A 20,330-nucleotide genomic window follows, 5' to 3' on the forward strand; every position below is an offset into this window, starting at 1 on the left:
CGGTTAATACCTAATACTTAATACCTAATACTTGAATTAATAGTCTCTTTGCATATCTGCTATTTTTTGCTGTAACTTTCTCATCTGCTCTTCCTGTAGTACTTTTTTGTATTCAATAGGTACTATCTGGATAAACTGATCTACGTAATGGTTCCAGTCATCGAGCATGGTACGTGCCAGTTTCGAACCGGTGTACAGGTAGTGCTGACGAATCAGTTCGTGCAGTTCTTTGCGGTAACCGGCTTCTTCGATCAGTGACAGTTCAACCATTTCCATGTTGCAGAAGTAGTCAAAATTGCCGTCTTTGTTCCATACGTAAGCCACACCGCCACTCATACCGGCGGCAAAATTTCGTCCGGTTTGCCCCAGAACCACTACACGGCCTCCGGTCATATATTCGCAACAGTGGTCGCCTACACCTTCCACTACGGCAACAGCTCCTGAGTTGCGCACGGCAAAACGTTCGCCTACGCGGCCATTGATATAAACTTCACCGCTGGTTGCACCATAGAGCAGGGTGTTGCCTGCAATCGTGTTCTTTTCGGCTTCGAAGTTGCTGCGGATAGGCGGTAATACGGCAATGCGTCCGCCACTCAATCCTTTACCCAGATAATCATTCGCTTCACCTTCCAGCTTGAAATTGACTCCCGGTACGAGGAAGGCACCGAACGACTGTCCCGCAGAGCCTTTGAATTTCACATTCAAGGTATGTTCCGGCAGTCCCTTTTCTCCGTGTTTTTTGGCAATGACACCGGAGAGCATGGCACCTGTCGCACGGTCCGTATTGGCAATTGTGTATTCCAATGAAACTTCTTTTTCGTGTTCTATCGCTTCTTGGGCAGCATCAATGATTGCCACATCCTTCACTGTAGAAATACCATGATCCTGATCGATGACGTGACGGATGGCTGCACTGTTATCCACGCGTGCCAGTAGCTTGGTGAAGTCAATCAGAGCGTGCTTCGGATTCGGATCGTTTTCGTCGGATTTGCGTTCAATCAAGTCCGTGCGTCCGATAATATCATCCATTTTGGTGAATCCCATTTCCGCCAGATATTCACGGACTTCCTGTGCCAGGAAGGTGAAAAAGTTGATAAGATATTCGCTGCGCCCATGAAAGCGTTTGCGTAATTCCTCATTCTGCGTGGCTACTCCTACCGGACAAGTATTCTGGTGACATTTGCGCATCATCACACATCCCAGCACGATCAGGGCGGAAGTGGCAAAACCATATTCTTCGGCGCCCATTAATGCCATTATGATAATGTCGCGTCCGGTTTTCAATTGGCCATCGGCTTGTAGGACGACTTGTCCCCGCAGACCGTTCAGAACCAAGGTTTGCTGTGTCTCGCTCAGTCCCAGTTCCGGAGAAATGCCGGCGTAACGGATGGATGAAGCGGGAGAGGCTCCCGTACCACCCTCGGCACCGGAGATGACAATCAAATCCGCTTTTGCTTTTGCCACGCCTGCGGCAATGGTACCTACGCCACTTTCTGCTACCAGTTTGACACTGATTTTGGCTTGTGGATTAACGTTTTTCAAGTCAAATATCAATTGCGCCAAATCCTCAATCGAATAAATATCATGATGGGGAGGAGGAGAGATCAGTGAGATTCCCGGAATGGAATGGCGTGTTTTGGCTATGACGTCGTTCACTTTGAATCCCGGAAGCTGTCCGCCTTCCCCTGGTTTAGCTCCCTGCGCTATTTTTATTTGTATCTCATCGGCATTCACCAGATATTCGGCGGTGACCCCGAAGCGTCCGGAAGCTACCTGTTTGATGGCACTTCGCATGGAAGTACCGTCCGGCAGCGGGTGGAAGCGGGAAGCATCTTCGCCACCTTCACCCGTGTTGCTGCGTCCGTGAATGGTATTCATGGCAATCGCCATTGCTTCATGAGCTTCCTTGCTGATAGATCCGAAAGACATGGCACCCGTCACAAAACGACGGAGAATATTCTCTATCGGTTCTACCTGTTCGATGGATATAGGATTGCGACGGAATCCTAAGAAGTCACGCAGGAAAATAGGTTTCTCCTTATTGTCTACCAAATGAGTGAACTCTTTGAATTTCTTGTAGCTGCCCAAGCGGGTGGCAAGTTGCAATGTACTGATGGTTTCCGGGTTCCACGCATGTTTCTCTCCGTCCTTTCGGAAGGCATACAGTCCGTTGTTCTTTAATAATGGAAAATTGAAAGTTGAAAATTGAGAGTTGCCGTGCGGTGCTTCATTTTCCATTTTCAATTCTCCATTTTCCATTCCTTCAACTCCTTCATCGTGGAAAGCGATTGCGTCTCTTGCCACTTCCTCCAGGCGGATACCTCCGATGGGGGAACCGAGTCCGCCGAAATAAGCCTTGCTCAACTCTTCGCTGAGTCCGACAGCTTCGAAAATCTTTGCACCGCGATAAGAGCGGATAGTGGAAATCCCCATCTTACTCATGATTTTGAACAGACCTTTGCAGATAGATTTGATATAGTTTTTCTCAGCGGTAGCATAGTCCAGTTGAATATCTTTCTCTTTTACCAGCTTGTCGAGGATGGCAAATGCCATATACGGGTTCAGTGCACTGGCTCCAAAACCGAGTAGTAAAGCGGCGTGCATTACTTCACGCATTTCTCCGCTCTCTACAATCAATGCTGTCTGCACACGTTTGCCGACAGATATCAGATGGTGATGCACGGCACTTACTGCCAGTAATGAAGGGATAACGGCATGAGTTGCATCCACGTCACGGTCGGTCAGTACAATGTAGTTTGCTCCGTCCGTAACTGATTCCTCCGCCATTTTGCAAAGGTTGTTCAGTGATTCCTGTAATCCGGCTTTCCCTTTGGATACTTCAAACAGCATCGGTAATTTTACAGTCTTAAAGCCCTTGTAGCGGATATTGCAAAGAATATCCAGCTGTGTATTGCTTAAAATCGGATGATTCAGACGTACCATTTTACAATGACTCTCGCTGGGAGTCAGGATATTCATGCCTACCGCTCCGATATATTCCGTCAAAGACATTACCAGTTCTTCGCGTAGCGGGTCGATCGGCGGATTCGTAACCTGTGCGAATTGTTGGCGGAAATAGTTGTAGAGTAGCTGTGGTTTATCGGAAAGTACAGCCAGTGGCGTATCATTACCCATTGAGTGGATGGGTTCGGCACCCGCGCTCGCCATTGGCATAATCAGCCGTTCGATATCTTCTTTTGAATAGCCGAAAGTACGGAGCATCCAGTCATAGTTTTCTACGTGATGAGGCACTTTACGACCGCTTTTCAGTTCATCCAGTTCGATACGGTTAGTCGATAGCCATGTACGGTAAGGCTTCGCTTCGGCCAGTTGTTTCTTCAATTCGCCGTCATAGTAGATTTCTCCTTTCTCTGTATCGATCAATAGAATCTTGCCCGGTTGCAGGCGCCCTTTTTCCTTGATATCTCCCGGTTCAAAGTCCATTACGCCCACTTCGGATGCCACTACCATCGTATCGTTTTTAGTGATCAGATAGCGGGCAGGGCGCAGGCCGTTACGGTCGAGCATACCACCTGCAAATCGTCCGTCGCTGAAAAGCAAGGCTGCCGGTCCGTCCCAAGGCTCCATCAGGATAGAGTGGTATTCATAGAATGCTTTCAGGTCTTCACTGATCGGATTCTTCTCGTTGAAAGATTCCGGTACGAGCATGGCCATTGCATGAGGCAGACTTAATCCTGACATGACCAGAAACTCCAGCACATTGTCCAGAGAAGCACTGTCGCTCATGCCCGGCTGTATGATCGGGCGTATTTCTTTGATCTCTCCCAGTATAGGAGTGGAGAGTACGCTTTCACGGGCTTCCATCCATCCGCGGTTGCCACGAATGGTATTGATCTCACCATTGTGCGCCAGCAGGCGGAAAGGTTGTGCCAGTCCCCATGTCGGAAAAGTGTTGGTGCTGAAACGGGAGTGTACCAGAGCCAGTCCGCTGGTGAAGTAACTATTCGTCAGATCAGGATAGTAGTTGCGTAGCTGCAATGACGAGAGCATACCTTTATATATAATACTTTTGGTCGAGAGCGAAACGACATAAAAATCGTTTCTCGTCGGAATAGCTGACAATCTGACTTTATTCTCTATCCGTTTGCGAATCAGATACAGTTTGCGGTCGGCGGTTTCCGTTTCCGTAAAACCGGTAATAAAGACCTGCTTGATATCCGGTTCGTTAGCCAGAGCCGCTTCACCTAGAATTTCCGGACAGGTGGGTACATTGCGCAGATGCATCAATGTAAGTCCCTCTTTTTCTATTTCTTCAATAATGATACTAAAAATAGCTGCCTGATCTTTCTCGTTTTTTGGCAGGAAAAGCAGACCGGTACCGTACCGTCCCTTTTCGGGTACGGGAATGCCTTGCAGTAAAATAAACTCATGCGGAATCTGTAACATAATACCTGCACCGTCGCCGGTTTTGTTATCCGCTCCCTCAGCGCCACGGTGACGCATATTCTCTAATACCTTTAAAGCCGACTCAACAATGTCATGTGACTTTTCTCCGTGAATGTTCACCAGCATACCAACCCCGCAGGCATCGTGTTCGTATGCCGCGTCATACAAGCCCATTTGTCCGGGCTGTCGTTGGTAGGGGAATTTTCCTGTTGCGTTGTTAAAAAGTTCTTGTTTCTTCATTCTTTCTAGCTTTATTGTATGATAATACCTATTTGCTGTATCAAATTGTTCGGCAAAGTTAGGAATTTAATTTCATAATGATAGTATATTGTTTATTTTGTGTGACACAAAATAAGAACCCCTTTCTTTATTCTTTTAATTTGTAATCAAAATGCTCTGATTTGCTTATAATTTATCAGTCTGTCCGGTTTTATTTTGTTTTGATTGTAATTTGTTTCTTTTTGAGCTTAAAATAATATATTATTTAACGTTTTGATGTGTTTGCAACTTTTTTATGTGCTTATGTCAAATAAATATTGAAAAAGTTATCTTTGTGTCATTTTGAATGTGTATATTTGCACCCGAAATAAAAATATCATAATATGTGTGGAATAGTAGGCTATATTGGTAAAAGAAAAGCCTACCCCATCCTTATTAAAGGGCTGAAGCGACTGGAGTATCGTGGATATGACAGTGCAGGGGTAGCATTGATCAGTGATAACCAACAGTTAAATGTGTACAAGACGAAAGGGAAAGTCTCCGAACTTGAAAATTTCGTCACACAAAAAGATATTTCCGGTACAGTCGGAATTGCCCATACCCGTTGGGCTACTCACGGGGAACCTTGTTCCGTTAATGCTCATCCTCATTACTCTTCTTCCGAAAAACTCGCTCTCATTCATAACGGTATCATTGAAAATTACGCCGTTCTCAAAGAAAAACTCCAAGCCAAAGGCTACGTCTTTAAAAGTAGTACCGATACCGAGGTGCTCGTGCAATTAATCGAATATATGAAAGTTACCAATCGGGTCGATCTGCTTACTGCCGTTCAGTTGGCTTTGAATGAAGTGATTGGTGCTTATGCGATTGCGATTCTTGATAAAGAACATCCGGAAGAAATCATTGCGGCCCGCAAAAGCAGTCCGCTGGTGGTAGGTATTGGTGAAGATGAGTTTTTCCTTGCTTCGGATGCCACACCGATTGTAGAATATACAGATAAGGTGGTGTATCTCGAAGATGGTGAGATAGCGGTGATCAATCGGGGAAAAGAATTGAAGGTAGTCGATCTCAGCAATGTGGAGATGACTCCCGAAGTGAAAAAAGTAGAATTGAAGCTTGGTCAGCTGGAAAAAGGCGGTTATCCGCATTTCATGTTGAAGGAGATTTTTGAGCAGCCGGACTGTATTCACGATTGTATGCGTGGACGTATCAATGTGGAAGCCAATAACGTGGTGCTTTCGGCAGTAATAGACTATAAAGAAAAGTTGCTGAACGCCAAACGCTTTATTATTGTGGCTTGCGGTACTTCGTGGCATGCGGGATTGATCGGAAAGCATCTGATTGAAAGTTTCTGCCGTATTCCGGTAGAAGTGGAGTATGCCTCCGAATTTCGTTACCGTGATCCGGTGATCGATGAGCACGATGTGGTGATTGCCATTTCTCAAAGTGGAGAAACGGCGGATACGCTGGCGGCAGTGGAACTGGCAAAAAGTCGGGGTGCATTTATATATGGTATCTGTAATGCGATTGGTTCCTCCATCCCCCGCGCTACGCATACGGGGTCGTACATCCACGTCGGACCGGAAATCGGAGTGGCATCGACCAAAGCATTTACCGGACAGGTGACTGTGCTGACCATGTTGGCATTGACTCTCGCCCGGGAGAAAGGTACGATAGACGAGACACAATACCTGAACATTGTACGGGAATTGAATAGCATTCCCGGCAAAATGAAGGAAGTATTGAAACTGAATGGTAAGCTGGCGGAACTGTCGAAAACTTTCACCTATGCGCATAACTTTATTTACCTCGGACGCGGATATAGTTATCCGGTTGCTTTGGAAGGTGCATTGAAATTGAAAGAAATATCGTATATTCACGCCGAAGGTTATCCGGCTGCCGAAATGAAGCACGGACCGATAGCCCTGATTGATGCCGAAATGCCGGTAGTAGTCATTGCTACCCAAAACGGGCTGTATGAGAAAGTACTTAGCAATATTCAGGAAATCAAGGCACGAAAAGGAAAGGTGATTGCATTTGTAACCAAGGGCGATACGGTGATCAGTAAAGTAGCCGATTGCAGTATCGAACTTCCGGAAACAATCGAGTGCCTTGATCCGTTAATTACTACGGTACCTCTCCAATTGCTTGCCTATCATATTGCGGTATGTAAGGGAATGGATGTAGACCAACCTAGAAATTTGGCTAAGTCGGTAACAGTCGAGTAGTTTAAAATGTAAATAGTCAAATAGTAAGAGATAGATTAATGGAACAATTGAAACATGAATGTGGCGTTGCCATGATACGCCTGCTCAAACCCCTGGAGTATTACGAGAAAAAGTACGGAACATGGATGTACGGCCTCAACAAGCTCTATCTGTTGATGGAGAAACAGCATAACCGGGGGCAGGAAGGGGCAGGACTGGCATGCGTGAAGCTGGAAGCAAATCCGGGTGAGGAATATATGTTTCGCGAACGCGCGTTAGGTTCCGGTGCCATCACCGAAATCTTCGAAGCTGTACAGAGTAACTTCAAGGACCTCACTCCCGAACAGTTGCATGATGCGGCATTTGCCAAACGTACTTTACCCTTTGCGGGTGAAGTATATATGGGGCATCTGCGTTATTCTACTACCGGAAAATCCGGAATCTCGTACGTACATCCGTTTTTAAGAAGAAACAACTGGCGTGCCAAAAATCTGGCTCTCTGCGGAAACTTCAATATGACGAATGTAGACGAAATTTTTGCCCGCATCACCGCTATCGGTCAGCATCCACGTAAGTATGCCGATACCTATATCATGTTGGAACAGGTGGGACATCGTCTTGACCGTGAAGTGGAACGCCTCTTCAACCTTGCCGAAGCCGAAGGACTGACAGGGATGGGAGTCACCCATTATATAGAAGAACATATCGAACTGGCCAACGTATTGCGTACTTCCAGCCGTGAGTGGGATGGGGGATATGTGATCTGCGGCCTCACCGGAAGTGGCGAATCTTTTGCTATCCGTGATCCGTGGGGTATTCGTCCCGCTTTCTGGTATCAGGATGATGAAATAGCCGTACTGGCTTCCGAGCGTCCGGTGATTCAGACTGCTTTGAATGTTCCCGTAGAAAAAATCAAGGAACTGCAACCCGGGCAGGCATTGCTGATCAGCAAAGAAGGCAGACTGCGGACTTCACAAATCAACAAGCCCCGCGAGCGGCACGCCTGCTCGTTCGAACGTATCTACTTCTCCCGTGGCAGCGATGTAGATATCTATAAGGAGCGGAAACTTCTGGGAGAAAAACTGGTTCCGAATATTCTGAAAGCCATTAATAACGACTTGGACCATACTGTATTTTCCTTTATCCCGAATACGGCCGAAGTTGCCTTCTACGGAATGCTGCAAGGGCTGGATGACTATCTGAATGAAGAGAAAGTACGGCAGATTGCGGCCTTGGGGCATCATCCCAATATGGAAGAGCTGGAGGTCATTCTTTCCCGCCGTATCCGCAGTGAAAAAGTTGCCATCAAAGATATTAAGCTCCGTACATTCATTGCCGAAGGAAACAGCCGGAATGACCTGGCTGCCCACGTATATGACATCACATACGGAAGTCTGGTTTCCGGTGTCGACAATCTCGTGATTATCGACGATAGCATTGTGCGTGGTACTACTTTGAAGCAAAGTATCATTGGTATCCTCGACCGTCTTGGTCCGAAGAAGATCGTGATTGTATCTTCTTCTCCACAAGTCCGTTATCCGGACTATTACGGCATCGATATGGCGAAGATGAGCGAATTTATCGCTTTCAAAGCAGCCATCGAACTCCTGAAAGAGCGGGATATGAAGGATGTGATTGCCGCCGCCTACCGGAAATCGAAAGAGCAGGTAGGATTGCCGAAAGAACAAATGGTGAATTACGTGAAAGATATCTATGCACCGTTCACGGATGAAGAAATATCTGCCAAGATGGTAGAACTCCTGACACCGAAGGGAACGAAAGCGAAAGTGGAAATCGTCTACCAACCGCTGGAAGGACTCCATGAAGCCTGTCCGAACCATCAGGGAGACTGGTACTTCAGTGGAAACTATCCCACGCCGGGTGGTGTGAAAATGGTGAATCAGGCATTCATCAACTACATTGAGCAGATGTATCAATTCTAACAACCATACAACGATTCAAAAATAAGAATGAGAAATGTGACATTAATCCTTGACGACGGGAGCCGGTTTTCCGGTAAGTCGTTTGGCTACGAGAAGCCGGTGGCGGGCGAAGTAGTTTTCAACACCGCCATGACCGGATATCCGGAGAGCCTTACTGACCCTTCCTACGCCGGACAGTTGATGACTCTTACCTATCCTTTGGTGGGTAACTACGGAGTTCCTCCTTTTACCATCGAACCCAACGGACTTGCTACTTTCATGGAAAGTGAAAAGATTCATGCCGAAGCGATCATCGTAAGTGACTACTCTTCTGAGTACAGCCACTGGAACGCAGTGGAAAGCCTCGGCGACTGGCTGAAACGTGAGAAAGTACCGGGCATCACAGGCATCGATACGCGTGAGCTGACCAAAATACTTCGTGAACACGGAGTCATGATGGGACGCATCGTCTTCGACAATGAAATTGTCGAAGAAATTGACAATGGACAATTGACAATGGACAATTACGCTGCCGTGAATTACGTAGACCGTGTTTCCTGCAAAGAAATAATCTCCTATCTTCCCGATGGAACATCCCGTTCTTTTCCATTAACCATGTCCGTCGCGCAGCTTAATTGTCAATTGTCAACTGTCAATTGTCAATTAAAGAAGGTTGTTTTGGTGGATTGCGGTGTAAAGACCAATATTATCCGTTGCTTGTTGAAGCGTGGTGTAGAAGTGATCCGTGTACCTTGGGATTATGATTTTAACGGACTCGAATTTGACGGGCTGTTTATCTCCAACGGACCGGGTGACCCGGATACCTGCGACGCAGCTGTACAGAATATCCGCAAGGCGATGGCGAACGAGAAACTTCCCATCTTTGGAATCTGCATGGGCAACCAGTTGCTCTCGAAAGCCGGAGGGGCAAAGATTTACAAACTTAAATATGGACACCGTAGCCACAACCAGCCGGTACGCATGGTGGGTACGGAACGTTGTTTTATTACTTCGCAGAATCATGGTTATGCGGTAGACAATAATACGCTGGGATCGGATTGGGAACCGCTGTTTATCAATATGAATGATGGTTCTAACGAAGGAATCAAACACAAGAAAAATCCTTGGTTCTCTGCACAGTTCCATCCCGAAGCTGCAAGTGGTCCTACGGATACGGAATTCCTGTTCGATGAATTTGTAAACCTGCTTAAATAACCGACTATCATGAAAGAAAATATAAAAAAAGTATTGCTGCTGGGTTCCGGTGCCTTGAAAATCGGTGAAGCCGGTGAGTTTGACTATTCCGGTTCGCAGGCACTCAAAGCCTTGAAAGAAGAAGGGATTGAAACCATTCTTATCAATCCGAATATTGCTACCGTACAGACATCCGAAGGAGTGGCAGATCAAATTTACTTCCTTCCGGTCACTCCGTATTTTGTAGAGAAAGTAATCCAGAAGGAAAAGCCGGAAGGTATTATGCTGGCATTCGGCGGACAGACCGCGCTGAATTGTGGAGTTGCTTTATATAAAGAAGGAATCCTTGAAAAGTATAATGTAAAAGTACTCGGTACTCCCGTACAAGCCATTATGGATACGGAAGACCGTGAACTCTTTGTACAGAAACTGAACGAAATCAATGTCAAGACCATTAAAAGTGAAGCCGTAGAAAATGCGGAAGATGCCCGTCGTGCAGCGAAGGAACTGGGATATCCGGTCATTGTCCGTGCGGCTTATGCGCTGGGTGGTCTGGGCTCCGGTTTCTGTGACAATGAAGAGCAACTGGATGTACTGGTAGAAAAAGCCTTTTCTTTTTCTCCGCAAGTGTTGGTGGAAAAATCGCTTCGTGGGTGGAAAGAAGTAGAATACGAAGTCGTCCGCGACCGTTTTGACAACTGTATTACAGTTTGTAATATGGAGAACTTTGACCCGCTGGGTATTCATACCGGTGAGTCTATCGTTATTGCTCCGTCTCAAACACTGACCAACAGTGAATATCATAAACTTCGTGAACTGGCTATCCGTATCATCCGCCACATCGGTATTGTCGGCGAATGTAATGTACAGTATGCTTTCGACCCCGAATCGGAAGATTATCGCGTCATCGAAGTAAATGCCCGTCTTTCCCGTTCCTCGGCCCTGGCCTCTAAGGCAACCGGATATCCGTTGGCATTCGTGGCTGCCAAACTGGGACTCGGCTACGGACTCTTCGACTTGAAGAACTCGGTGACAAAGACTACTTCTGCTTTCTTCGAACCGGCTTTGGACTATGTGGTATGTAAGATTCCACGTTGGGACTTGGGAAAATTCCATGGTGTAGACAAGGAACTGGGTTCTTCCATGAAGTCGGTAGGTGAAGTGATGGCAATCGGACGTACTTTTGAAGAAGCTATTCAGAAGGGCCTCCGTATGATCGGACAGGGAATGCACGGATTCGTGGAAAACAAAGAACTAGTAATCCCTGATATTGACAAAGCACTGCGCGAACCGACCGATAAACGTATTTTTGTGATCTCAAAAGCCTTCCGTGCAGGATACACCATCGATCAGGTGCATGAACTGACGAAGATTGACAAATGGTTCCTTCAGAAGTTGATGAATATAATGAAGACTTCGGAAGAAATGCACGAATGGGGAAATAATCATAAACAGATTGCCGATCTGCCTGTGGAACTGCTTCGCAAGGCTAAAGTTCAGGGCTTTTCCGATTTCCAGATTGCCCGAGCCATTGGTTATGAAGGTGATATGGAAAATGGAAGCCTGTATGTCCGCAAGTATCGTAAGGCTGCCGGTATCCTTCCGGTGGTAAAACAGATCGATACACTGGCTGCCGAATATCCGGCGCAGACCAATTATCTGTATCTGACCTATAGCGGAGTGGCAAACGATGTACATTATCTGGGTGACCATAAATCCATCGTCGTATTGGGTTCCGGTGCCTACCGTATCGGTTCTTCTGTAGAGTTTGACTGGTGCGGTGTGCAGGCTCTGAATACCATTCGCAAGGAAGGTTGGCGCAGTGTTATGATCAACTATAATCCGGAAACGGTATCTACAGACTATGACATGTGCGACCGTCTCTACTTTGACGAACTGACATTCGAAAGGGTAATGGATATTCTTGAACTGGAAAATCCGCATGGTGTCATCGTATCTACCGGTGGTCAGATTCCGAATAACCTTGCTTTACGTCTGGATGCCCAGAACATTCACATACTGGGAACAAGTGCTCAGAGCATCGACAATGCCGAAGACCGTGAAAAGTTCTCTGCAATGCTCGACCGTATCGGTGTAGACCAGCCACGCTGGCGTGAGTTGACATCGCTGGAAGATATTAACGAGTTTGTCGATGAAGTAGGTTTCCCGGTTCTTGTCCGTCCGTCTTATGTGCTTTCGGGTGCTGCGATGAATGTCTGCTCCAATCAGGAAGAGCTTGAACGTTTCCTGAAACTGGCTGCCAATGTATCAAAGAAGCATCCGGTGGTAGTAAGTCAGTTTATCGAACATGCGAAGGAAGTGGAAATGGATGCTGTGGCGCAGAATGGTGAAATCATAGCCTATGCAATCAGCGAACATATTGAGTTTGCCGGTGTACACTCCGGTGATGCCACTATTCAGTTTCCGCCGCAGAAGTTGTATGTGGAAACTGTCCGTCGCATCAAACGCATCAGCCGTGAGATTGCCAAGGCATTGAATATTTCCGGTCCGTTCAACATCCAATACCTGGCAAAAGATAATGATATTAAGGTAATCGAATGTAATCTGCGTGCCAGCCGTTCTTTCCCGTTTGTCAGCAAAGTGCTGAAGATAAACTTCATTGAGCTGGCAACCAAAGTGATGCTGGGTCTTCCTGTGGAGAAACCGGAAAAGAATCTCTTTGAACTGGACTATGTGGGAATTAAGGCTTCGCAGTTCTCTTTCAACCGTTTGCAGAAAGCTGACCCTGTATTGGGAGTGGATATGGCTTCTACAGGTGAGGTCGGCTGTATCGGAAGTGACACTTCCTGTGCCGTACTGAAAGCCATGCTGTCTGTCGGCTACCGTATTCCTAAAAAGAACATCCTGCTTTCTACAGGTACAATGAAGCAGAAGGCTGATATGATGGATGCAGCACGTATGTTGGTAAACAAGGGATACAAACTCTTTGCAACCGACGGTACTCATAAAACCTTTGCTGAGAACGGCATTGAAAGTACGCTTGTCTACTGGCCGAGTGAAGAAGGACATCCGCAGGCATTGGAAATGCTTCATAATAAGGAAATTGACATGGTAGTCAATATCCCGAAGAACCTGACTGCCGGAGAACTGGACAATGGATATAAAATCCGTCGCGCGGCTATCGACCTGAACGTGCCGTTGATAACGAACGCCCGTCTGGCAAGTGCATTTATCAATGCTTTCTGTACGATGACCGTTGATGATATTGCCATCAAGAGTTGGGAAGAGTATAAGTAAGATATAATAAGTTGTTATATAATAAGTTGGAAAAGTCGTTCCCGTGCATTCGGGGGCGGCTTTTTTTATGAATTTCTGTTTTTGGGATGGTGTCACTATAGGCATGGCATAGTGTCACTATCCTGTCCGTATGCTTACACTATCCTTTCTGCATAGTGTCACTATTTTTTTTAATGTCTATAAAGTTGCATGATTGGACAAATTGGTGTAAATTGCGCAATTATTTCACAAATATTCTAAAACAGGGGAGTAATATGAGCATGGATAATCATATCGTAATTATGGCTGGTGGCATCGGTAGTCGTTTTTGGCCGATGAGTACACCGGAATGTCCCAAGCAATTTATTGATATAATGGGATGCGGGCGTACGTTGATTCAACTGACCGCTGATCGTTTTGATGGCGTCTGTCCACGGGAAAATGTGTGGGTAGTAACGTCCGAGAAATATATTGATATCGTCCGGGAGCAATTGCCGGAGATTCCTGAAAGCAATATCCTTGCAGAGCCTTGTGCACGAAACACTGCTCCCTGCATCGCCTATGCTTGCTGGAAAATCAAGAAAAAACATCCGAACGCCAATGTGGTGGTGACTCCGTCGGATGCATTGGTTATCGATACGGGTGAATTCCGCCGGGTAGTAGAGAAAGCACTTCGTTTTACTGACAACAGCAGTGCTATCGTAACGCTGGGTATCAAACCGACTCGCCCGGAAACCGGATATGGATACATTGCTGCCGGAGATCAGATCATGACTGATAAAGAGATTTTTACGGTAGATGCATTCAAGGAAAAACCGGACAGGGAGACTGCCGACAGATATCTGGCCGAGGGTAATTACTTCTGGAATGCAGGAATTTTTGTATGGAATGTGCGTACTATCACTTCCGTGATGCGTGTATATGCTCCGGGCATAGCGCAAATCTTCGATCGTATTTTCCCCGATTTCTATACGGAGAAGGAAAATGAAACGATTAAAAAGCTGTTCCCTACCTGCGAAGCTATTTCCATAGACTATGCCGTAATGGAAAAAGCACAGGAAATCTATGTACTTCCGGCTTCTTTCGGTTGGTCGGACTTGGGGACCTGGGGAGCGCTCCGCGGACTGTTGCCACAAGATAAATCCGGAAATGCTACGGTAGGGGCCGATGTCCGTTTGTACGAAAGCAAGAACTGCATCGTACATACCAGTGAAGAGAAACGGGTCGTTATTCAGGGGCTGGATGGATATATCATTGCCGAGAAAGATAATACACTGTTGATCTGTAAACTGGATGAAGAACAGCGGATAAAGGAGTTTTCAAAGTAATCCTTTAATTCTTCTGATATTCCTGAGGCGTCATTCCGGTCATTCGTTTGAAAAACTTGCTGAAGAAAGACGGATTGGGAAAGTTTAATTCATCTGATATCTGATAAACAAGGCGGTTGCTATGTTTTAGCAATACTTTAGCCTCTAGTATAATGGACTGGTTTATCCAGTCCATTACTGTTTGCTGGCTGGTTTGCCGGATTACAGTGTTCAGATAACGGGGAGTGAGACAAAGTTTATCCGCATAGAAACTGACATTCCGTTCTGTTTTGCTATAGGTGTTGACCAAAGAAATGAAGCGCTGAAAAATGTCGTTTTGATGGGTTAATGGACTGAGTTCGGCCTGCCCTTTGCTTTTGGCTATATACTCTATATTATATAGTAATCCTACTAGTAAATGCTGAATGACCTCTTTTCTGAATACAGGTTCTTGCAATACACTCCACATGACCGTCACAAAATTCTCTATCTGTATTTGTTCTTCGGTAGTCAGTGGAAACAGGAGATTTTTCTTTTGTTGGAGGAAATGGGTGAAGAATTCTTCCTTTCCGGATATCGGCAGAAAGTTCAGGTCTACTGCCATCATGTGAGCATCAAAATCGTGAGATACTTCTATGATTTGTATGATAGAGTTGGGAGCTATCAGGGATATATGGTCGGGCAGGAAAATATATTCGATCAGATTGATTAAAACACGTGCCGAGCCATTAGTGACAATAGCAATACGGCCTTCCTGTAGCCGGTACGGTTGTCCGACACTGAAGATAGTCGTTTCCATTTTAGAGAAACTTGTCACGAATCCGAATTCGGCATTGATGAAGCGAAATTCGTTGTGACGTACTATATTTATATCCTTCAACAGTTGGAGGCCTAATTCCATCGGTTTCTTCTGTTCCATTTTCTCAGTTCTTTTCCGGCAAAGATAAGAAATAGCCCTTGAATCTTCTCTTTTTTTAGGATGAATCGAACTATTGGGACATATTTTCCAACTATCAGAATGTGAAACTATTACTTAAAGGTCTATCTTTGTCTATCTTTAAATTCATAGAAAAAATGCGTATGAAAAGAATTATTTTTAGTCTTTCGCTTTTACTGTTCATGGCCGGAATATATGGGCAGACCGGACATATAACACTAGAAGAATGTCAGCAAAAAACGCAGGATAACTATCCATTGGTGCGTCAATATGATTTAGTGGAGAAGACGAAAGAATATAATCTGGAAAATGCGGTGAGGGGATACTTGCCTCAGTTTGCTCTTTCAGCAAAGGCTTCTTATCAAAGTGATGTGACGGAGTTGCCTATTACCATTCCCGGTGTGGATATCAAAGGGATGGCCAAAGACCAGTATCAGGTGATGCTGGAGTTACAGCAACAGATATGGGATGGCGGAGGAATCCGGATGCAGAAGAAAAAGGTTACAGCGGAAGCGGAGATCGACAGGGAAAAGTTGAACGTCGATATGTATGCGTTGAATGGCCGTGTGAATGATTTGTATTTTGGAATTCTTATGTTGGATGAGCAGTTGGCTCAGAATGCCTTGCTGCAAGATGAACTGGGACGGAACTTCCGTCAGATTACAGCTTATGTGGAAAATGGAATAGCTAATCAGGCCGATCTGGATGCTGTGAAAGTGGAGCAGTTGAATACCCGTCAGAAGAGAGTGGAACTGACTTCTTCCCGTATGGCTTATTTGAAGATGCTTTCGTTATTGATGGGAGAGGTGCTTTCGCCGGAGACAGTATTGGAGAAGCCTGTTCCTCAAAACGAATTGTCGACTGTCAGTGAGATTCGCCGACCGGAGCTGTCGTGGTTTGACGCACTGGGGGCCGGTTTGCAGGTACAAGAGAAAGCCTTGAATGTGCGCCATCTTCCTCATTTCGGATTGTTTGTGCAGGGAGCTTACGGTAACCCGGGATTGAATATGCTGAAGAATGAATTTTCTCCTTATTATATTGCAGGTGTCCGGCTTTCATGGAATTTCGGGAGTCTGTATACGTTGAAGAACGACCGTCGGGTGATTGAAAACAAACGGCAGCAACTGGACAGCAATCGGGATGTGTTTCTTTTTAATACGAGACTGGAAATGACGCAGCAAGATCAGTCTGTCCGTTCGTTGGAGAAGCAGATGCAGGATGATGATGAAATTATCCGGTTGCGTACGAATATTCGTCGGGCTGCGGAAGCCAAAGTTGCGAATGGTACGTTGACAGTAACAGAGATGCTCAGAGAACTGACGAATGAGAGTCTTGCCCGTCAGGCGAAGGCAATGCATGAGATTCAACGGTTGATGGGTATCTATCAATTGAAATATACTACTAATCATTAATAAAAATCTGTCGGATATGAAACGAATGACAAAAATAGGAATATACGGGATGGCAGTATGGTTGCTTTCTGCCTGTGGAAACGGAACGCCCGATTATGATGCAACGGGAACCTTTGAAGCTACGGAAGTGATCGTTTCCGCCGAAGCGGCGGGAAAACTGCTGCAACTGGAAGTGGAAGAAGGAACAAGATTGAAAGCCGGCGAAGAAGTCGGGCTGGTAGATACCGTCCAGTTATATCTGAAAAAGTTGCAACTGGAAGCAAGCATGAAATCGGTGGAAAGCCAGCGCCCCGATCTGGCCAAACAGATAGCCGCTACCAAACAGCAAATTACTACAGCGCAAAGGGAAAAGAAGCGGGTAGAGAACCTGCTTGCTGCCGGAGCTGCCAATCAGAAACAACTGGATGACTGGGATGCACAGGTAACCTTGCTTCAGCGGCAGTTGATTGCTCAGGAATCCTCATTGATGAAGAGTACGAACAGTCTGACGGAACAGGGGAATTCGGTCAGTATACAAGTGGCACAGGTAGAAGATCAGTTGAACAAGTGCCATATTCAGTCACCTATTGAAGGTACGGTACTGGCAAAATATGCGGAAGCGGGAGAACTGGCATCCGTTGGCAAACCGTTGTTTAAAGTGGGTGAGGTAGACCGGATGTATTTGCGGGCTTATGTTACTTCAGAGCAATTGTCCCAAGTGAAATTGGGGGATAAAGTGACGGTGTATTCCGATTATGGAAATTCGGAACAGAAAGCCTATCCCGGTGTGGTCACTTGGATTTCGGACCGTTCGGAGTTTACCCCCAAAACGATTCTGACTAAAAATGAACGTGCCAATCTGGTATACGCAGTGAAGATTGCCGTGAAAAATGACGGTTCGTTGAAGATTGGTATGTATGGAGGTGTGGTATGGAAAAAGGAGAACCCATAGTCGTTGTAAAGGAAATCAGCAAGAGCTACGGGAAAGTAGAGGCACTGAAAGAGGTTTCTTTTGCGGTAGAGCAGGGAGAAATTTTCGGGCTGATCGGTCCTGACGGGGCGGGGAAGAGTACCTTATTCCGCATCCTGACCACTTTACTGTTGGCTGATAAAGGTACGGCAACTGTCAACGGACTGGATGTGGTGACGGATTATAAGCAGATTCGTACGAAAGTAGGATATATGCCCGGACGGTTCTCGCTTTATCAGGACCTTTCCGTAGAAGAGAATCTGGAATTTTTTGCTACGGTATTTCATACGTCGATACAGGAAAACTATGATTTGATTAAAGATATTTATCAGCAGATCGAGCCCTTTAAAAAAAGAAGGGCAGGCGCTTTGTCGGGAGGTATGAAGCAGAAGCTGGCATTGAGCTGTTCCCTGATTCATAAACCTGATATTTTATTTCTGGATGAACCGACTACGGGTGTAGATCCTGTGTCTCGGAAAGAATTTTGGCAGATGCTCCGTAATTTGAGAAAGCAGGGGATCACGATCATTGTTTCCACTCCTATTATGGATGAGGCTCGTCAATGCGACCGGATTGCTTTTATTAATCACGGGCAGGTGCACGGAATCGATACGCCCGAACGGATTCTTCAGAAGTTTGCTTCCATTCTTTGTCCGCCACCCTTGGAACGGGAGGAGGCGCAACAGATGGCAGCTCCTGTTATCGAGGTGGAGCAGCTGACCAAATCCTTCGGACATTTTACGGCAGTCGATCATATCTCTTTTCAAGTGCAGCGGGGAGAAATTTTCGGTTTTCTTGGAGCCAATGGAGCAGGTAAGACGACTGCGATGCGTATGCTTTGCGGATTGAGCCGTCCGACTTCGGGAGTAGGAAAGGTGGCAGGCTATGACATCTTTCGGGAAGCCGAACAAGTCAAAAGGCATATCGGATATATGAGTCAGAAATTCTCTTTGTATGAGGATCTTAAAGTCTGGGAGAATATCCGTCTCTTTGCCGGAATTTATGGGATGAAGGAGATGGAGATTGAAGAAAAGACAGATGAATTGTTAGAACGCCTGGGATTTGCAGACGAACGAGATACGTTGGTGAAAAAACTTCCTTTGGGTTGGAAACAGAAACTGGCCTTTTCTGTCTCTATCTTCCATGAGCCGAAAATAGTCTTCCTTGATGAACCGACCGGAGGAGTTGATCCTGCTACTCGCAGGCAGTTCTGGGAGCTGATTTATCAGGCTGCCGATCGTGGAATCACTGTATTTGTTACCACACACTATATGGATGAAGCGGAATATTGCAACCGGATATCGATTATGGTGGACGGCCAGATCAAGGCACTGGATACGCCGGCCCGGCTGAAAGAACAGTTTGGTGTGGAGACAATGGATGATGTGTTTCAACAACTTGCCCGCCATGCGGTGCGTAAAGCGGATTGATTATGAAACAATTTATTGCTTTCGTAAAGAAAGAATTTTATCATATTTTCCGTGACCGGCGTACTATGCTGATCCTGTTGGGAATGCCGGTCGTGCAGATTATTCTGTTTGGGTTTGCTATCAGTACGGAAGTGAAGAATGTCCGGCTGGCAGTTCTTGATCCTTCGAATGATGTGGTGACAAGGAAAATTATAGACCGGTTGGATGCGAGTGAATATTTCACGGTTACCACCCGTTTTCATTCTCCACAGGAGATGGAAACTGCCTTCCGGAAAAATAAGATCGATATGGCAATTGTATTTGGAGAGCGTTTTGCCGACGGACTTTATACGGGGGATGCCCGTGTGCAGCTGATAGTCGATGCAACCGATCCCAATATGTCTACCTCGCAGAGTAATTATGCAGCCAGCATTGTTTCTTCGGCAGGACAGGAGATGTTGCCTCCCAATGTGTCCGTTTCGCGTTTGACTCCGGATGTCAAATTGCTGTATAATCCGCAGATGAAGAGTGCCTACAACTTTGTGCCCGGAGTCATGGGACTGATTTTAATGTTGATTTGCGCGATGATGACCTCTATTTCCATTGTTCGTGAAAAGGAGACGGGCACGATGGAAGTATTGCTGGTATCTCCGGTAAGACCATTGTTTATCGTGCTGGCCAAGGCGGTACCTTACTTTGTTTTATCTTTTGTCAATCTGACAACCATTTTGCTGCTTTCAGTCTTTGTACTGGATGTGCCGGTAGTGGGGAGTTTGTTCTGGCTGGTGATGGTGTCTTTGCTCTTTATTTTCGTGTCGCTGGCTTTGGGTTTGCTGATTTCCTCTGTGACAAGTACACAGGTGGCGGCCATGCTGGCATCCGGAATGATATTGATGATGCCCACCATGGTTTTGTCCGGAATGATTTTTCCGGTAGAAAGTATGCCGGTGATTCTCCGGGCCATATCGGACATTATTCCGGCCCGCTGGTATATTCAGGCTGTGCGCAAACTGATGATTGAAGGAGTGCCGGTTGTGCTGGTACTTAAAGAGATTGGTATTTTGTTGCTGATGGCAGTAGTGCTTATTACCATCAGTATCAGGAAATTTAAATATCGACTGGAATAAAGG

At 46.0% G+C, this 20,330-nt stretch carries 11 protein-coding genes; 9 read left to right on the plus strand and 2 right to left on the minus strand.

Features of this window, described 5'->3' with window-relative positions; translation table 11 throughout:
• Window positions 1–36 precede the first annotated feature (36 nt).
• Window positions 37–4,647, minus strand: a complete 4,611-nt coding sequence (gltB, locus tag KTR07_RS10390) for a glutamate synthase large subunit (RefSeq protein WP_217315370.1) — start codon at window positions 4,645–4,647, stop codon at window positions 37–39.
• Between the two features lie 362 nt (window positions 4,648–5,009).
• Here gltB and glmS point away from each other — a divergent pair, with 362 nt between their 5' ends.
• The 5 genes from glmS (at window position 5,010) to KTR07_RS10415 (ending at window position 14,514) form a co-directional block, all read left to right on the plus strand.
• Window positions 5,010–6,854, plus strand: a complete 1,845-nt coding sequence (gene glmS / locus KTR07_RS10395; RefSeq protein ID WP_217315376.1) for a glutamine--fructose-6-phosphate transaminase (isomerizing) — start codon at window positions 5,010–5,012, stop codon at window positions 6,852–6,854.
• Between the two features lie 38 nt (window positions 6,855–6,892).
• Window positions 6,893–8,776: an amidophosphoribosyltransferase gene (locus KTR07_RS10400; protein ID WP_117981672.1), complete on the plus strand. Its 1,884-nt coding sequence runs from the start codon at window positions 6,893–6,895 to the stop codon at window positions 8,774–8,776.
• Window positions 8,777–8,803: 27 nt separating this feature from the next.
• Complete coding sequence (gene carA, locus KTR07_RS10405; protein ID WP_117981671.1) at window positions 8,804–9,970, plus strand: glutamine-hydrolyzing carbamoyl-phosphate synthase small subunit; 1,167 nt, start codon at window positions 8,804–8,806, stop codon at window positions 9,968–9,970.
• A gap of 9 nt (window positions 9,971–9,979) precedes the next feature.
• A complete protein-coding gene (gene carB, locus KTR07_RS10410) occupies window positions 9,980–13,207 on the plus strand; it encodes a carbamoyl-phosphate synthase (glutamine-hydrolyzing) large subunit (RefSeq protein WP_117981670.1) in 3,228 nt (1,075 codons plus the stop codon).
• Window positions 13,208–13,467: 260 nt separating this feature from the next.
• Window positions 13,468–14,514 (plus strand): mannose-1-phosphate guanylyltransferase, encoded by a 1,047-nt coding sequence (locus KTR07_RS10415; protein ID WP_181981977.1) that lies wholly within the window; start codon window positions 13,468–13,470, stop codon window positions 14,512–14,514.
• 4 nt (window positions 14,515–14,518) lie between these two features.
• On the opposite strand, the gene KTR07_RS10420 is transcribed toward KTR07_RS10415, so the two are convergent.
• Window positions 14,519–15,412, minus strand: coding sequence for an AraC family transcriptional regulator (locus KTR07_RS10420; protein WP_072066308.1), 894 nt, complete (start codon window positions 15,410–15,412; stop codon window positions 14,519–14,521).
• 161 nt (window positions 15,413–15,573) lie between these two features.
• Here KTR07_RS10420 and KTR07_RS10425 point away from each other — a divergent pair, with 161 nt between their 5' ends.
• The 4 genes from KTR07_RS10425 to KTR07_RS10440 are packed head-to-tail and all read left to right on the plus strand — an operon-like array spanning window position 15,574 to window position 20,327.
• Window positions 15,574–16,842, plus strand: coding sequence for a TolC family protein (locus KTR07_RS10425; RefSeq protein ID WP_062695924.1), 1,269 nt, complete (start codon window positions 15,574–15,576; stop codon window positions 16,840–16,842).
• 16 nt (window positions 16,843–16,858) lie between these two features.
• Window positions 16,859–17,773 (plus strand): HlyD family secretion protein, encoded by a 915-nt coding sequence (locus KTR07_RS10430; RefSeq protein ID WP_070749995.1) that lies wholly within the window; start codon window positions 16,859–16,861, stop codon window positions 17,771–17,773.
• A complete protein-coding gene (locus tag KTR07_RS10435; protein WP_117981668.1) occupies window positions 17,752–19,221 on the plus strand; it encodes an ATP-binding cassette domain-containing protein in 1,470 nt (489 codons plus the stop codon). Before KTR07_RS10430 ends, KTR07_RS10435 begins: the two co-directional genes overlap by 22 nt.
• A 2-nt stretch (window positions 19,222–19,223) precedes the next feature.
• Window positions 19,224–20,327: an ABC transporter permease gene (locus tag KTR07_RS10440; protein ID WP_055300215.1), complete on the plus strand. Its 1,104-nt coding sequence runs from the start codon at window positions 19,224–19,226 to the stop codon at window positions 20,325–20,327.
• Window positions 20,328–20,330 lie beyond the last annotated feature (3 nt).

The sequence above is a fragment of the Bacteroides sp. MSK.20.82 genome (assembly GCF_019052485.1).
Taxonomy (GTDB): Bacteria; Bacteroidota; Bacteroidia; order Bacteroidales; family Bacteroidaceae; genus Bacteroides; species Bacteroides thetaiotaomicron.

What these genes read in the sequence shown, in the direction of transcription:
- gltB (WP_217315370.1), bottom strand. Translation starts at nt 4,647, where the DNA reads ATGAAGAAACAAGAACTTTTTAACAACGCAACAGGAAAATTCCCCTAC.
- glmS (WP_217315376.1), top strand. Translation starts at nt 5,010, where the DNA reads ATGTGTGGAATAGTAGGCTATATTGGTAAAAGAAAAGCCTACCCCATC.
- KTR07_RS10400 (WP_117981672.1), top strand. Translation starts at nt 6,893, where the DNA reads ATGGAACAATTGAAACATGAATGTGGCGTTGCCATGATACGCCTGCTC.
- carA (WP_117981671.1), top strand. Translation starts at nt 8,804, where the DNA reads ATGAGAAATGTGACATTAATCCTTGACGACGGGAGCCGGTTTTCCGGT.
- carB (WP_117981670.1), top strand. Translation starts at nt 9,980, where the DNA reads ATGAAAGAAAATATAAAAAAAGTATTGCTGCTGGGTTCCGGTGCCTTG.
- KTR07_RS10415 (WP_181981977.1), top strand. Translation starts at nt 13,468, where the DNA reads ATGGATAATCATATCGTAATTATGGCTGGTGGCATCGGTAGTCGTTTT.
- KTR07_RS10420 (WP_072066308.1), bottom strand. Translation starts at nt 15,412, where the DNA reads ATGGAACAGAAGAAACCGATGGAATTAGGCCTCCAACTGTTGAAGGAT.
- KTR07_RS10425 (WP_062695924.1), top strand. Translation starts at nt 15,574, where the DNA reads ATGAAAAGAATTATTTTTAGTCTTTCGCTTTTACTGTTCATGGCCGGA.
- KTR07_RS10430 (WP_070749995.1), top strand. Translation starts at nt 16,859, where the DNA reads ATGAAACGAATGACAAAAATAGGAATATACGGGATGGCAGTATGGTTG.
- KTR07_RS10435 (WP_117981668.1), top strand. Translation starts at nt 17,752, where the DNA reads ATGGAAAAAGGAGAACCCATAGTCGTTGTAAAGGAAATCAGCAAGAGC.
- KTR07_RS10440 (WP_055300215.1), top strand. Translation starts at nt 19,224, where the DNA reads ATGAAACAATTTATTGCTTTCGTAAAGAAAGAATTTTATCATATTTTC.